Source organism: Rubrivivax gelatinosus (assembly GCF_004340905.1).
Classification (GTDB): Bacteria; Pseudomonadota; Gammaproteobacteria; order Burkholderiales; family Burkholderiaceae_C; genus Rubrivivax; species Rubrivivax gelatinosus.
Window position 1 is genome coordinate 14,393 of sequence record NZ_SLXD01000017.1, and the last position, 14,331, is coordinate 28,723.

9 protein-coding genes are annotated in these 14,331 nt (G+C 73.6%); 2 read left to right on the plus strand and 7 right to left on the minus strand.

Annotated features, from left to right (window positions below; all coding sequences use genetic code 11):
* Positions 1-70 precede the first annotated feature (70 nt).
* On the minus strand, positions 71-1,354 hold the full coding sequence (gene urtA, locus EV684_RS21490; RefSeq protein WP_132649398.1) for an urea ABC transporter substrate-binding protein: 1,284 nt from the start codon (positions 1,352-1,354) through the stop codon (positions 71-73).
* Positions 1,355-1,491: 137 nt separating this feature from the next.
* Here urtA and EV684_RS21495 point away from each other — a divergent pair, with 137 nt between their 5' ends.
* Positions 1,492-2,505 (plus strand): adenosine deaminase, encoded by a 1,014-nt coding sequence (locus tag EV684_RS21495; RefSeq protein ID WP_132649399.1) that lies wholly within the window; start codon positions 1,492-1,494, stop codon positions 2,503-2,505.
* On the opposite strand, the gene EV684_RS21500 is transcribed toward EV684_RS21495, so the two are convergent.
* Positions 2,506-2,862, minus strand: coding sequence for a hypothetical protein (locus EV684_RS21500; RefSeq protein WP_132649400.1), 357 nt, complete (start codon positions 2,860-2,862; stop codon positions 2,506-2,508).
* Positions 2,863-2,907: 45 nt separating this feature from the next.
* On the minus strand, positions 2,908-3,750 hold the full coding sequence (locus tag EV684_RS21505) for a dioxygenase family protein (protein WP_132649401.1): 843 nt from the start codon (positions 3,748-3,750) through the stop codon (positions 2,908-2,910).
* A gap of 85 nt (positions 3,751-3,835) precedes the next feature.
* Between EV684_RS21505 and EV684_RS21510 the strand changes: the two genes are divergently transcribed.
* Positions 3,836-6,367 carry an ABC transporter permease gene (locus EV684_RS21510; RefSeq protein ID WP_132649402.1) on the plus strand — a complete coding sequence of 844 codons (2,532 nt, stop codon included), beginning with the start codon at positions 3,836-3,838 and terminating at the stop codon, positions 6,365-6,367.
* Positions 6,368-6,374: 7 nt separating this feature from the next.
* Here EV684_RS21510 and EV684_RS21515 read toward each other — a convergent pair whose 3' ends face one another.
* The 4 genes from EV684_RS21515 to EV684_RS21530 form a co-directional block, all read right to left on the minus strand.
* Positions 6,375-9,689, minus strand: a complete 3,315-nt coding sequence (locus tag EV684_RS21515; RefSeq protein WP_132649403.1) for a PAS domain S-box protein — start codon at positions 9,687-9,689, stop codon at positions 6,375-6,377.
* A gap of 102 nt (positions 9,690-9,791) precedes the next feature.
* The gene (locus EV684_RS21520; protein WP_132649404.1) at positions 9,792-11,729 is read right to left on the minus strand and encodes a methyl-accepting chemotaxis protein; all 1,938 of its coding nucleotides are present in this window, start codon (positions 11,727-11,729) and stop codon (positions 9,792-9,794) included.
* Between the two features lie 301 nt (positions 11,730-12,030).
* Positions 12,031-12,588, minus strand: coding sequence for a chemotaxis protein CheW (locus EV684_RS21525; protein ID WP_132649405.1), 558 nt, complete (start codon positions 12,586-12,588; stop codon positions 12,031-12,033).
* Positions 12,589-12,678: 90 nt separating this feature from the next.
* Positions 12,679-14,331, minus strand: a complete 1,653-nt coding sequence (locus tag EV684_RS21530) for a methyl-accepting chemotaxis protein (protein ID WP_132649406.1) — start codon at positions 14,329-14,331, stop codon at positions 12,679-12,681.

A 14,331-nucleotide genomic window follows, 5' to 3' on the forward strand; every position in this document is an offset into this window, starting at 1 on the left:
CGCCACCGCCCTCACCCCAACCCTCTCCCGCCAGCGGGAGAGGGGGAGGGAGCCCGTGCGGCGGGTTCCGTCAGGGCTTCGCTGCGACGACCGGTTCGTCCTTCTTGCCCTTGTTCTCGGGGATGTACGGACTCCACGGCTGGGCCTTCACCGGCCCCGGCGTCTTCCAGACGACGTTGAACTGGCCGTCGGCCTTCACCTCGCCGATGAACACGCTCTTGTGCAGGTGGTGGTTCTTCTCGTCCATCTTGGACACGATGCCGCTGGGCGCCTTGAAGGTCTGGCCGGCCATCGCCGCGATCACCTTGTCGGTGTCGGTGCTCTTGGCCTTCTCCACCGCCTGCACCCACATGTTGAAGCCGATGTAGCTGGCTTCCATCGGGTCGTTGGTCAGCGGCTTGTCCTTGTGGCCCGGGATGTTCTTGGCCTTGGCGTAGGCCGACCACTTCTTGATGAACTCGGCGTTGGTCGGGTTCTTGATCGACATGAAGTAGTTCCACGCCGCCAGGTGGCCCACCAGCGGCTTGGTGTCGACGCCGCGCAGCTCCTCTTCACCGACCGAGAACGCCACGACCGGCACGTCGGTGGCCTTCAGGCCCTGGTTGCCCAGCTCCTTGTAGAAGGGCACGTTGGAGTCGCCGTTGATCGTCGAGACCACCGCGGTCTTCTTGCCCTCGGCGGCGAACTTCTTGATCTTGGCGATGATCGACTGGTAGTCGGAGTGGCCGAACGGGGTGTACTCCTCGAGGATGTCGGCGTCGGCGATGCCTTTGCTCTTCAGGAAGGCGCGCAGGATCTTGTTCGTCGTGCGCGGGTAGACGTAGTCGGTGCCCAGCAGCACGAAACGTTTGGCGCCGCCGCCGTCCTTGCTCATCAGGTACTCGACGGCGGGAATGGCCTGCTGGTTGGGCGCCGCGCCGGTGTAGAAGACGTTCTTGCTCAGCTCCTCGCCTTCGTACTGCACCGGGTAGAAGAGCAGGCCGTTGAGCTCCTCGACGACCGGCAGCACGCTCTTGCGCGAGACGCTGGTCCAGCAGCCGAAGATCACCGAGACCTTGTCCTTGCCGATCAGCTGGCGCGTCTTCTCGGCGAACAGCGGCCAGTTCGAGGCCGGGTCGACGACCACCGGCTCCAGCTTCTTGCCGAGCACACCACCCTTGGCGTTGACCTTGTCGATGGCCATCAGGATGGTGTCCTTCAACACCGTCTCGGAGATCGCCATCGTGCCCGACAGCGAGTGCAGCACGCCGACCTTGATCGTGTCGGCGGCGTGGGCGGAGCCGAGGCCGGCCGCGGCGAACGCGGCGGCGGCGACGGTTTGCAGGACGAAGCTGCGGCGGTTGGCAGTAGCCATGTGGTGGACCCCTCCAGGTGGCCGGGCGGCCGGTTGAACTGGGGCCAGTGTCGGGAGCGGGGCTTCGCCGGCCAATACGACAGATGTCGTAGGCGGCGGCGTACAGTCGCGCCCCAATGCAAAACCGAGAGAGCGCCATGTCCCTCACCGCCCTGCTGCGCAAGATGCCGAAAGCCGAGCTGCACGTGCACATCGAAGGCACGCTGGAGCCCGAGCTGATCTTCCGCCTGGCCGGGCGCAACGGCGTCGCGCTGCCTTACGCCAGCGTCGACGCGCTGCGTGCGGCCTACGCCTTCACTGACCTGCAGAGCTTCCTCGACATCTATTACGCCGGCGCCAGCGTGCTGTTGAAGGAGGCCGACTTCTTCGAGATGGCCTGGGCCTACTTCGAGCGCGCCGCGGCCGACGGCGTCGTGCACGCCGAACTCTTCTTCGACCCGCAGACCCACACCGCGCGCGGCGTGCCGATCGAGACCGTCATCGTCGGCCTGCACCACGCCTGCCAGCGTGCCCACGCCGAGCTGGGCATCAGCGCCTCGCTGATCCTGTGTTTCCTGCGCCACCTGAGCGAAGAGGACGCCTTCGCGACGCTGGAAGCGGCGCTGCCGTACCGCCACCTGTTCATCGGCGTCGGCCTGGACAGCAGCGAGCGCGGCCACCCGCCGGAGAAGTTCGCGCGCGTGTTCGCACGCTGCCGCGAACTCGGCCTGCACCTCGTCGCCCACGCCGGCGAGGAGGGCCCGGCCGAGTACGTCGAGACGGCGCTGGACCTGCTGAAGGTCGAGCGTGTGGACCACGGCGTGCGCAGCCTGGACAAGCCGGCGCTGGTCGCGCGGCTGGCCGCCGAACGGGTGCCGCTGACGGTCTGCCCACTGTCCAACGTCAAGCTCTGCGTCTACCCCGACATGGCGTCGCACCGCCTGCCCGAGCTGCTGGCCGCGGGTGTCTGCGTCACCGTCAACAGCGACGACCCGGCGTACTTCGGCGGCTACCTGCTGGACAACTACCGCGCCGTCTTCGACGCCCATCCGGCGCTGGGCCGCGACGAGGCCCATGCGCTGGCGGCCAACAGCCTGGAGGCCAGCTTCGTGCCGGCCGAGCAGAAGGCGCGCTGGAAGCGCGAACTCGACGCGGTGTTCGCCGCCGGCTGATCAGGCCGCGGCGCGGCCGCGATCGTCGCGGCGCAGCAGCACGACGAGCAGCGTCAGGAAACCGCCGAACAGCGCCAGCCCCAGCGCACCCACCGCCCAGGCGGACCAGACGATCAGCGGCGCCGCCGCGCCGAGCAGGCCCAGCGTGCTCTGCGTCAGGTCCAGCAGGGCGTGCATCAGCGCCTGCCAGCCGGGGAACCAGCGGTCGATGAGCGCGCCGTAGGGCACGCGGTCGACCAGTTCGCCCAGGTCGCCGACCCAGCCGGCGTCGGCCCGCAGCAGCGTGTGCAGGCCCCAGGCGCCCAGCGACCACAAGGCCAGACCCAGCGCGGTGACGATCCAGATGAAGGCGATCATGGCGCGACGATAACGGCGACGCCGAAGCCTCGGGCGCCGCGTGCCTTATGCCGTCAGGGTTTCGGCCAGCCGCGCCGCCTGCGGCCCGAAGGCGTAGGCGTCCATGCCCAGGTCGCCGTAGGTCAGGCTGGCGTGCACGCGCAACGCCGTCGGCGCCTCGCCGGCCACGCCGGCGGCGACGAAGAAGGGCAGCAGGTGCTCGTCCGTCGGGTGCATCAGCGCCGCGTGCGGCGCCTGGCTGCGCCAGGCCAGCAGCGCGGGCCAGTCGGCCGCCGCGCCGCGGTCGGCGAACCAGTCGCGGAAGGCCGTGCTCTCCAGCGTCGCCGGCGCGTCGACCTGGCCGGCGCCCAGCGCGGCGAAGACACGGCGCAGGTTGTGCGTGATGCTGCCGCTGGCCAGCACCAGCACGCCCTCGGCGGCCAGCGGGGCCAGCGCGCGGCCGAGCGCGAACAGCTGCGCCGGCGTCCAGCCCGGCGGCCAGGCCAGCGGCAGTACCGGCACGTCGGCGGCCGGGTAGACGTGCAGCAGCGGCGTCCAGATGCCGTGGTCCAGGCCGCCGCCGTCGTGGCGCTGCACGGCGATGCCGGCGTCGGCCAGCAGGGCTTGCACACGCGTCGCGAGTCCGGGCGCACCCGGCGCGTCGTAACGCAGCCGGTACAGCGCGTCGGGGAAACCGCCGAAGTCGTGGATCGTCTCGTGGCGCGCGCCGGCCACCAGCACCGGCTCGCGCGTCAGGCTGTGCGCCGAGATCGCGAGGATCGCCTGCGGGCGGCCGAAGGCGGCGTCGATCGCCGGGCCCAGACGATGGAAGAACTCGCCGGCCGCGCCCGGTTCGAGCGCGGTCATCGGCGAGCCGTGGGACAGGAAGAGCGTGGGCAGCGGGTTCATGGCGCCATTTCAGCAGCCCGCCGGGCTGTCCGGGTTCAGCCCGGTTGCACAGGCCGTTCAAGGGCTTTCGGGTACCGTGCGGCCCATGCATGCCTCGACCCCCGCGCTCGCGTGGCGCCAGACGCTGCGCGACTTCCGCGCCGGCGAGCTACGCCTGCTGTTCTTCGCCGTGATGCTGGCCGTGGCCGCGCTGACGGCCGTCGGCTTCTTCGCCGACCGGCTCAACGGCGGCCTCGCTCGCGACGCGCGCCAGCTGCTCGGCGGCGACGCGCTCGTCAGCAGCGACCGGCCGACGCCGCCCGAGCTGGTGCAGCTGGCCGCCCGCGCCGGGCTGCGCAGCGCCACCAGCGTGTCCTTCCCGAGCATGGCGCGGGCCCCCGACCCGCTCGGCGGCGCCAGCCGTCTGGTGGCTGTCAAGGCGGTCAGCGACGGTTACCCGCTGCGCGGTGCGCTGCAGCTGAAGGCGCTCGAGGGCGAGGGCGTCGAGACGGTGGCTGCCGGCCCGAGACCCGGCACCGTCTGGGTCGACGCCGCGGTGCTGGGCTCGCTGCAGCTCGCGCCGGGCCAGCCGCTGCACCTGGGCGACGCCACGCTGCGCATCGCGCGTGTGATCGCCGTCGAACCCGACCGCGGCGCCGGCTTCACCAGCTTCTCTCCGCGGGTGATGCTGCACGAGGCCGACCTGCCGGCCACCGGGCTGGTGCAGCCGGCGAGCCGGCTGAACTACCGCTTCGCCGTCGCCGCGCCCGAGGGCCGCGACGCGCTGGTGCGCCAGTTCGTGCAGCAGGCCGACGAACGCATCCACGCCGTGCCGCTGCGCGGCGTGCGCCTGGAGTCGCTCGAAAGCGGCCGGCCCGAGATGCGCCAGACGCTGGACCGCGCCGAGAAGTTCCTGAACCTCGTCGCGCTGCTGGCGGCGCTGCTGGCCGCGGTGGCGGTGGCCATCGCCGCGCGCGACTTCGCCGCCCGCCATCTGGACGACTGCGCGATGCTGCGTGTGCTGGGCCTGGCGCAGCGCCGCATCGCCGGCGCCTACGCGCTGGAGTTCGCCGCACTCGGGCTGGCGGCGAGTGCCGCCGGCGTCGCCGTCGGCTGGGCGGTGCACCACGTCTTCGTCTTCCTGCTCGCCGGGCTGGTGAACACGACGCTGCCGGCGCCGTCGCCGTGGCCCGCGGCCTTCGGGGTCGGCGTCGGCATGACGCTGCTGCTGGGCTTCGGCCTGCCGCCGGTGCTGCAGCTGGCGCGTGTGCCCCCGCTGCGTGTGATCCGGCGCGACGTCGGCACGCTGAAACCCGCCTCGCTGCTGGTGCTGGCCGCCGGCGCCGGCGGGTTCGCCGCGCTGCTGCTGGCGGTGGCCTCCGACCCCAAGCTCGGGCTGATCGCGGTCGGCGGCTTCGCCGCGGCGATCGCGGTGTTCGCGCTGCTGTCCTGGCTGGCGGTGCTGCTGCTGCGCCGCGCCGTGCCCGAGGCCGGCGCCCCGCGCTGGCTGGTGCTGGCGACGCGCCAGCTCACCGCGCGCCCGGCTTTCGCGGTGCTGCAGGTCTCGGCGCTGGCCGTCGGCCTGCTGGCGCTGGTGCTGCTGGTGCTGCTGCGCACCGACCTCGTCGCCAGCTGGCGCGGCGCGACGCCGCCGGACGCGCCCGACCGCTTCGTCATCAACGTGCAGCCCGACCAGGCCGGGCCGTTCCGCCAGACGCTGGCCGACGCCGGCGTCACGCGCTACGACTGGTACCCGATGATCCGCGGCCGCCTGGTGGCGATCAACGGCCGCGCCGTCAGCCCCGACGACTTCAGCGAGGACCGCGCGGCGCGCCTGGTGGACCGCGAGTTCAACCTCAGCCACGCCGAGCAGCGCCCGGAGCACAACGAGATCGTCGCCGGCCGCTGGACGCCGGGCGAGGCCGGCGCGGTGTCGGTGGAGGAGGGCATCGCCCAGACCCTGGGCCTGAAGCTCGGCGACACGCTGCGTTTCGACGTCGCCGGGCTGCAGCAGGAGGCCCGCGTGACCAGCCTGCGCAAGGTCGACTGGGGCTCGATGCGGGTGAACTTCTTCGTCGTCTTCCCGGTGGCCGAGCTGCCCGAGCTGCCGGCCAGCTACATCGGCGCCTTCCGCGCGCCGCCGCAGCCGGGTTTCGACAACGCGCTGGCACGCGCCTACCCCAACGTCACCGCGATCGACGTCTCGGCCTCGATCGCCCAGGTGCAGGGAGTGCTCGACCAGGTGATCCGCGCGGTCGAGTTCCTGTTCGGCTTCACGCTGGTGGCCGGGCTGGTGGTGCTGTTCGCGGCGGTGTCGGCGACACGCGAGTCGCGCTCGCGCGAGTTCGCGGTGATGCGCGCGATGGGCGCCGGCAGCCGCCTGCTGGCCCAGGTGCAGCGTGCCGAGCTGCTGGGCGTCGGCGCGCTGGCCGGGCTGCTGGCCTCGGTGGCGGCGATGGCGGTGGGCTGGGCGCTGGCGCGCTACGCCTTCGAGTTCGACTGGCGGCCCTCGCCCCTGGTGCCGCTGGCCGGCGCGGCGGCCGGCGCGGTGCTGGCGCTGGCGGCGGGCTGGTGGGGGCTGCGCGACGTGCTGCGCCGCCCGGTCGTCGAGACGCTGCGCCGCGCCACGGTGCAGTGAAGCCCGCTCAGGCCGCGTCGAGCACGCGGTCGATGGCCTCGAGCAGCCGGGCCTGCTCCAGCGGCTTGGTCAGGTAGTCGACGAAACCCGCGGCTCGCGCGGCGGCGATGCGTTCGGGCATCGCGTCGGCGCTGACCGCCACCACCGGCACGGCCTGCGTCTCGGGCCGCTCCCGCAGCCGGCGCAGCAGCTCGAACCCGTCGGCGTCGGGCAGCTGGATGTCCAGCAGCACCAGCGCCGGCCGCGCGCTGACGGCCAGGGCCAGGCCCGACTCGGCGTCGTCGGCCAGCAGCAGCTCGATCTCGGGCCGGCGCGCCAGCATCGCCTCCATCAGCATCTGGTTGACGGTGTTGTCCTCGACGTAGAGCACGGTGCGCCGGGCCGGTGCGGCGGCGGCGCCGGCGTCGGCCGAGCTGCGTTCCAGGCTGACCCAGAAGTTGCTGCCCAGCCCGGGCGCACTGTCCACGCCGATGCGCCCGTGCATCGCCTCGACCAGCCACTTGGCCAGCGCCAGGCCGACGCCGGCGCCGCCTGTGGCCGCGCGTGCGCCGTCCAGGCGTTCGAAGGCCTTGAAGATGCGGCGCTGGTCGGCCGCCGCGATGCCGGGGCCGTCGTCGCGGACTTCCAGCCGCAGCCGGGTGCCGTCGTCGCGCCAGGCGACGCTCACCGTGCCGCCGCGTTGGTTGTACTGGATGGCGTTGCCTAGCAGCCCGGTGAGCACCTGGCGCAGCCGCACCGGGTCGGCGAGCACGTGGCCCGGCGGCGGCGCGGGCGGCGGCTGCAGCTGCACGCCGCGTTCGGCCGCCAGCGCCTGGACGAGGCGGCAGGCCTCGGCCACCGCCGCGGCGGCGTCGACGGCCTCCAGGCGCACGCCCAGCGTGCCGCCGTCGATGCCCGCCAGATCCAGCACCTGGTCGATCAGCGACAGCAGGTGGCGGCCGCCGCGCAGCACCTGCTGCACACGCTGCTGCTGCAGCGGCGTGAGCGGCTCGGCCGGGTCGGACTCCAGCAGCTGGCCGAACCCGAGCACCGCGTTCAGCGGCGTGCGCAGCTCGTGCGACATGCGCGACAGGAACTCGGACTTGGCGCGGTTGGCGCGTTCGGCGTCGTCGCGTGCGGCGATCAGCGCCGCCTCGGCGGCCTTGCGAGCGGTGATGTCCCAGCCGTGGCGGATCCAGCCCTGCAGCACGCCGTCGGGCGTGCGCCGCGGCACGCCGGTCTCGGCGATCCAGCCCCAGCGGCCGTCGGCGCGGCGCAGCCGGTACTCGGCGGCGAAGCTGCGGGCCTCGGGCCTCGCCCCGTCGAACGCGGCGTGGCAGGCGGCCTGGTCGTCGGCGTGCACGCGGGCGTCCCAGGGCTCGGCCAGCGCGTCGGCGCCGCTGCAGCCGGTGAAGTCCTGCCAGCGCTGGTTGACCCATTCCGGCCGGCCGTCGGCGTCGCAGACAACGACCAGCGCCGGCGCCGCGTCGGCCAGCGAGCGAAAGCGCGACTCGCTCTCGCGCAGCGCCTGTTCGGCGTGCAGCGCGTCGGTGATGTCGGTGAAGGTGCGCACGACCGGCCCGCCGCGGCTGCGATAGGTCTCGATCTGCAGCGTGCGGCCGTCGGCGCCGGTGCGCTGGTAGCGCGTAGGCAGCGCGTCGAGGTCGCCGCGCAGCGCGGCCTCGATGGGCTCACGCGCCGTCGGGTCGAGTTCGCCGGGCGCCGGGCCGACGCCGCCGTGGTCGATCTGCCAGCGCACGAACTCGCCCAGCGCCGGCCGGCTGCGCAGCAGTTCCTCGGGCACGCCGGTGATCTCGACGAGTCGCCGGTTCCAGGCCGCGGTGCGGCCTTGTTCGTCCAGCGTCAGCACGCCCTGCGGCAGGCTCTCCAGCGTCGCCTCCAGCAGGCGCGACTTCTCCTCCAGCAGCCGGCTGGTGCGCCGCTGCAGCTCGGTGGCCTGGCGCAGTTCGCCGATGTCGGAGAACAGCCCGATGGCGCCGATCTTGCCCCCGTCCGAGTCGCAGATCGGCGTGCCCTGGTTCATGCACCACAGCGGCGAGCCGTCTGCGCGCCGCAGGCGGATCTCGTAGAGGCTGGCTTCGCCGGCCTCGCGCCGGCGCATCTGCTCGCGCAGGATGCCGGCCTGGTCCTCGTCGACGAACTCCCAGACCGTGCGGCCGAGCAGTTCGTGGCGTTCGATGCCGAGCATGCGGCACATCGCCGGGTTGGCGTCGGTGGTGCGCAGCGCGTTGTCGATGAACCAGAAACCCTGTGCCGTGTTGTCCAGCAGCAGCGCCAGCATGCGCTGCTTCTCGGCCAGCGCGGTCTCGGCGGCGTCGCGCTGGGTGATGTCGAGCGCGACGGCGACGAAGCCGCCGTCGGGGGTCGGATTGCGCCGCAGCTCGACGGTGCGGCCGTCGGGCAGGCGGCGCACCGACCGGCCGTGGCCGCCGTCGCGCAGCAGCGCCATCCAGCGTTCGACGGCGGCCTCGGGGTCGCCGCCGCCCAGGCGGCCGGCACGTGCCTGCGCGGCCAGCAGCTCGCGCACCGGGGTGCCCGGCGCGCCCAGCGACGGATCCAGCCGCGTGATCTCGCTGAAACGCGGGTTCATCGTGCGCACGCGCATGTCCGCGCCGGCGACCAGCAGGCCTTCGTCGACGTGGTCGAAGATCAGCCGCAGCAGCGCCTCGCTCTCCTGCGCGGCGGCCAGGCTGCGCTGCTCGTCGCGCCGCGCGGCCGCCAGCGCCAGGCGCTGGCGCCAGTGGCGTTCGGCCGCGAAGATGCCGTACAGGCCCAGCAGCAGCGCCACCGCGACGCCCATCAGAACTGCCGGCGCGGGCGGGTGGTCCTCGGCCAGCACGCGCAGCGTGATCGGCAGCGCGGCCGGCAGCGCGAACAGCGCACCGGCGAGGCGGTCGAAGTGGCCGAGCACCAGCGCCGCGGTCGACAGGCCGGCGAGCGCGATCGTCAGCACCGCCAGCGCCTGCTGGCGGTCGATCATCGGCAGCAGTGCGGCCGAGCCCCAGATGACGCCGCTCAGGAAGATGCCGAGCCGAAAGCGCAGCAGCCACGGCGCCTGCGCCTCGGGGGTCGTGGCGGCGGCCCGGTAGCGCCGCAGCAAGTCCAGGCGCACCGCCAGCAGCAGCAGCAGTGCCGTGCCCCAGGCTGCCAGCGCGCCGGTGACGACGAGGCCGTGCAGCGCCCAGGCGACGAACGCGGCGATGCTGGCGCTGCCCAGCGCCGAGAAGGTGAGGGCGGAGGCGTGCTCGGCGACCTGCGACGTGCGAACGGCGCTGGCGATGCCGTCGTCCTCCGCCTGCGCGGGGGGCTTCAGGGGTGGCACGGGGCGCTCCGTCTGATCCGGCCCGTATTCTGGGGCCGGGCGTGGCGCTCGAAACCCGCGCCAGGGCATCGGTTCGTGTGGGCCGACACGGCCCGCACGGGTTCAGGTGGTGTTGACGCGGAATGCGGCAACGGCCTGCGAGAGCTGGCGCGCCTGCTCTCGCAGCGATTCCGAGGCCGCGGCCGACTGCTCCACCAGCGCGGCGTTCTGCTGCGTCATGCGGTCCAGCGTGGCGACGGAGTCGTTGATGCTGCCGATCTCGCCGTGCTGCTCGGCCGTCGCGGCCGAGATCTCGGCGATGGTGGCGCTGACGCGTTCGACGCTGGCGACGATCTCGGCCATCGTGCTGCCGGCGTCGGCGACGAGGCGCGAGCCGTTCTCGACCTTCTCCACCGAGTTGCCGATCAGCGCCTTGATCTCGCGCGCGGCTTCGGCCGCCCGCTGCGCCAGCGAGCGCACCTCGCCGGCGACGACCGCGAAACCGCGGCCCTGTTCGCCCGCGCGCGCGGCCTCGACGGCGGCGTTCAGCGCCAGGATGTTGGTCTGGAAGGCGATGCCGTCGATGGTGCCGATGATGTCGCCGATGCGCCGCGAGCTGGCGTTGATCTCGTCCATCGTCGCCACGACCTGGCCGACGACCTCGCCGCCGCGGCGGGCGGTGCCGGCGGCGGCGCCGGCGAGTTCACGCGCCTGCGACGCGGCGTCGGCGCTGTGGCGTGCGCTGCCGGCGAGCTGGCCGACGCTGGAGGCGGTCTGCTGCAGGCTGCCGGCGGTCTGCTCGGTGCGCTGGCTCAAGTCGGCGTTGCCGGCGGCGATCTCGCCCGAGGCGGTGTCGATCGACTCGGCCGACTGGCGCACCTGGGACAGCGTGGAGCCCAGGCGCAGGCGCATCGCCTCGACATCGCGGATCAGCTCGCCGACCTCGTCGTCGCGCTCGCTCTCGACGTGGCGCGTCAGGTCGCCGGCGGCGACGGCCTCCACCGCGTGCGCCAGGTCGCGCAGCGGCTCGGCCACCCAGCGCCGCAGCACGAGGAACAGCGTGGCCGCCAGCCCCGCGGCCACCAGCGCCAGCAGCAGCCAGAAGGGCCGCAGCGCGGCCCAGGTGGCGGCCATCGCGTGGCCCTGCGAGACCTCGGCCAGCACCACCCAGCCGGTGGACGGCACGGCGCGCGCGACGACCCAGGTGTCGCCGCTGTCGGCGTCGACCAGCCCGGGCGAGGGCAGCCGCTGCGTGGCCTCGGCGCCCGGCAGCGCGGCCAGCAGCGGCGCCGCCGCGGGCACGGTCTCCAGCACCTTGGCGCCGGCGGCCTTGGGGTGGGCGACGAAGACCGCGTCCTCGGGCTTGCCGCCCTTGGGGTCGACGATGACGATGCCGCCGGTCTCGGCGAACCGGGCCTCGCCGGCGAGCCTGCGCAGCGCGGCGCGGTAGGCGCTCTGGTCGAAGCCGACGAAGAGCACGCCGACGACGCGGCCCTCGGCGTCGCGCAGCGCCTCGTAGCGCGCCATGTAGGGTTTGCCGAAGAGCTGCGCCGGGCCGACGTAGGAGCCGCCGGCCTTCAGCGCGGCGTAGGCCGGGTGCTGGGTGCCCAGCGGCGTGCCGACGGCGCGCGAGCCGTCCTCCTTCTTCAGCGAGGTCGTGATGCGCACGAAGTCGTCGCCCTGGGCGGCGAACACCGTCGCCACGCCGCCGGTGAGCTCGGCGAAGCGGTCGACCTGCGAGAACTGGGCGTTGAGCGCCTGGCCCTGTGCCGTCAGCGTCTCGCCGGCCAGCGCGTAGGGCCCGGCGAGGTCGGCGGCGAAGGCGCCGTAGAGCTTGTCGGCCATCGTGCGCGCCGCGCCGTCGAAGGCCTCGGCCATGTCGGCGACGGCCTGGGCGCGTTCGCCGAACCGTTCGGCGTTGGCCTCGTTGGCGTTGCGCACCGTGACCCCGCTCTGCAGCGCGGCCGCGGCACCCAGCGCCAGCGCGAGCCCCAGCCCGCCGGCCAGCGACACGCGCCGGGCGATCGAGCCACGCCGGGAGGTGGAGGAGGGCCTCGTCATGGGAGAGATGTCTTTCCTGGTTCGGTCAGCACAGGCTGCGACGCGCCGACCGGCAGACGCTGCCGGTGCGCGCCGCAACGGCGGCGAAACGCAGGCGGCGCGGTCGCGTGCGCGGCGGCCGCGGGGCGCGGCTGCGGCAGCGCCCGGCGAGTCCGTCGCGGGCGTGCAGGGCCGGCGCCGGCTGCAAACGGCAATGCCGCCCGGGGCGGCGGCGGCGCGACCGTCCAGCCTTCCGGCTTGCGGGGCGAGCGGTCCTCATGCGGGCGGGGCGGCGCCGTCGGCGCCACCCGTCTCCCGGGGGTCAGTGCGTGACGCTGTCCATCAGGCCCATGTCGGCGCTGCTCATCAGCGCCTCGATGTCGACCAGGATCAGCATGCGCTCGGCGTCGCCGTTCTTCACCGCGCCGATGCCGGTGATGTAGTGGGCCTCGATGCTCGAGCTGAGCTCGGGCGCCGGCTTGATCTGCTCGCGGTTGAGTTCCAGCACGTCCGACACCGAGTCGACGACGGCACCGACGACGCGGCCGCGCACGTTGAGCACGATGACCACGGTGAAGCCGTTGTACTCGGCGTTCTCGCAGCCGAGCTTCAGGCGCAGGTCGATGATCGGCACGATCACGCCGCGCAGGTTGACCACGCCCTTGATGAACGACGGGGCGTTGGCGATGCGCGTCGGCGGCTCGTAGGAGCGGATCTCCTGCACGCGCAGGATGTCGATGCCGTACTCCTCGCCGCCGAGGCGGAAGGTCAGGAATTCACCGCCGGCCTGGCCTTCGGCGGCCGCGGAGGCCGGCGAGGCGAGCCCCGCGCGGGAGCGCTCGGTGCGGGCGTTGGGGGCAACTTCGGTCAGCATGTCCATTTCGGTTCCTTCAGGAAGGCGTCGTACGGGTTTATCGGCCGTCACGCCGCGGAGTTGAGGGCTCGGGTGTGGCGTCTGCCACGCCGGGGGTCAGAAGGTTTCCCAGTCGCTGTCGTCGCGCGCCGCCGGGGCGGCCGCGCGGGCGGGCTCGGTGCGCACCGGGGCGGGGCGGGCGGGCGCGGGCCTGGCGGGCGCGGGAGCGGCAGGCCTGGCCGCCGCGGGGGCGGTGGCCCGCACCGGCGCGGCCGGTTCGCGGGCTCGGGGGGCCGCAGGAACCGCGGCCGCCGTGCGTGCGCTGTCGGCGGCACGCGCGATCACCGCCTGGGCCAGTGCCGGCGGCGGCGCCGTCTGCGTCAGGTGGAAGGTGGCCACCAGCTCCGCCAGCCGGGTGCCCTGCTCGCGCAGCGAGCCGGCGGCGGCGGCCGACTCCTCCACCAGCGCGGCGTTCTGCTGCGTCATCTGGTCGAGCTGGCTGACCGCGGCGTTGACCTGGCCGATGCCCGTGCTCTGCTCGCTGGTGGCGGCGGTGATCTCGCCGATGATGTCGGTGACGCGCTGCACGCTGGCGACGATCTCCTGCATCGTGCTGCCGGCGTCGCCCACCAGCCGGGCGCCGGCCTCGACCTTGTCGACCGAGTCGCCGATCAGCGTCTTGATCTCGCGCGCCGCGGCCGCCGAGCGCTGCGCCAGCGCCCGCACTTCGCCGGCGACGACCGCGAAGCCGCGGCCCTGCTCCCCGGCGCGTGCCGCCTCCACCGCGGCGTTGAGCGCCAGGATGTTGGTCTGGAAGGCGATGCCGTCGATGACGCCGATGATGTCGGCGATCCTCTTCGAGCTGGTGTTGATCTGGTCCATCGTCGAGACCACCTGCGAGACGACCACGCCGCCGCGCTGGGCGGTGTCGGCGGCGCTGCCGGCGAGCTGGTTGGCCTGGCGCGCGGCGTCGGCGCTCTGCTGCACGTTGCCGGTCAGCTGCACCATCGAACTGGCGGTCTGCTGCAGGTTGCCGGCGGTCTGTTCGGTGCGCTGGCTCAGGTCGAGGTTGCCGGTGGCGATCTCGCTGGAGGCGGTGCGGATCGAGTCCGCGCTCGTGCGCACCGCGGCCAGCGTCTTCTCGATGTGGCGCAGCGCCTGCTGCAGCCGGTGCGCGGCCGGCGACTGCGCCGGCAGGTGCGCCGGCTCGAAGGTGACGTCGCCGCGTGCGTCGACCAGCCCCTCGGCGATCGCCACCAGCTCGTCGGTCGTGCGGTAGTCGGCGCGGCTGCGCAGCGCCAGCATCACCAGCACCGCGGACTCGCCGACGACGAACGCGGCGTGCTCGACGACCTTCAGCAGGCTGGGCTCGGTGAAGCACATCGGCCCCCAGCCCCACTGCTGGAAGTAGTTGAAGCTCAGGTGGTGCACGGCGATCACCGCCGCGCCGGCGACGACGGCTTCCCAGCGCCGGTAGACGACGGTGGCGGCGAGCAGCGCGAAGACCGCGAAGTGCGCCTCGGCGGCGCCGTGCGCGACGTGGATCAGCAGCGCCACGGTGGCCATGCCCAGCACCGGCAGGCCGATGAAGCTGCTGGCGTGGCGGCTGCCGCCGCCCAGGCCGGCGAGCGCGGCGGCGGCCGCCAGCAGCAGCACGCCCCCGCCCAGGGCCAGCCCGATGCCGTCGTTGACGGCGCCGTAGGCCGCGGCGCCGAGCACGACGAGTGCCATCGAGGCGAGCATCGCCCGGTCGTTGAAGTCGAGGTTCAT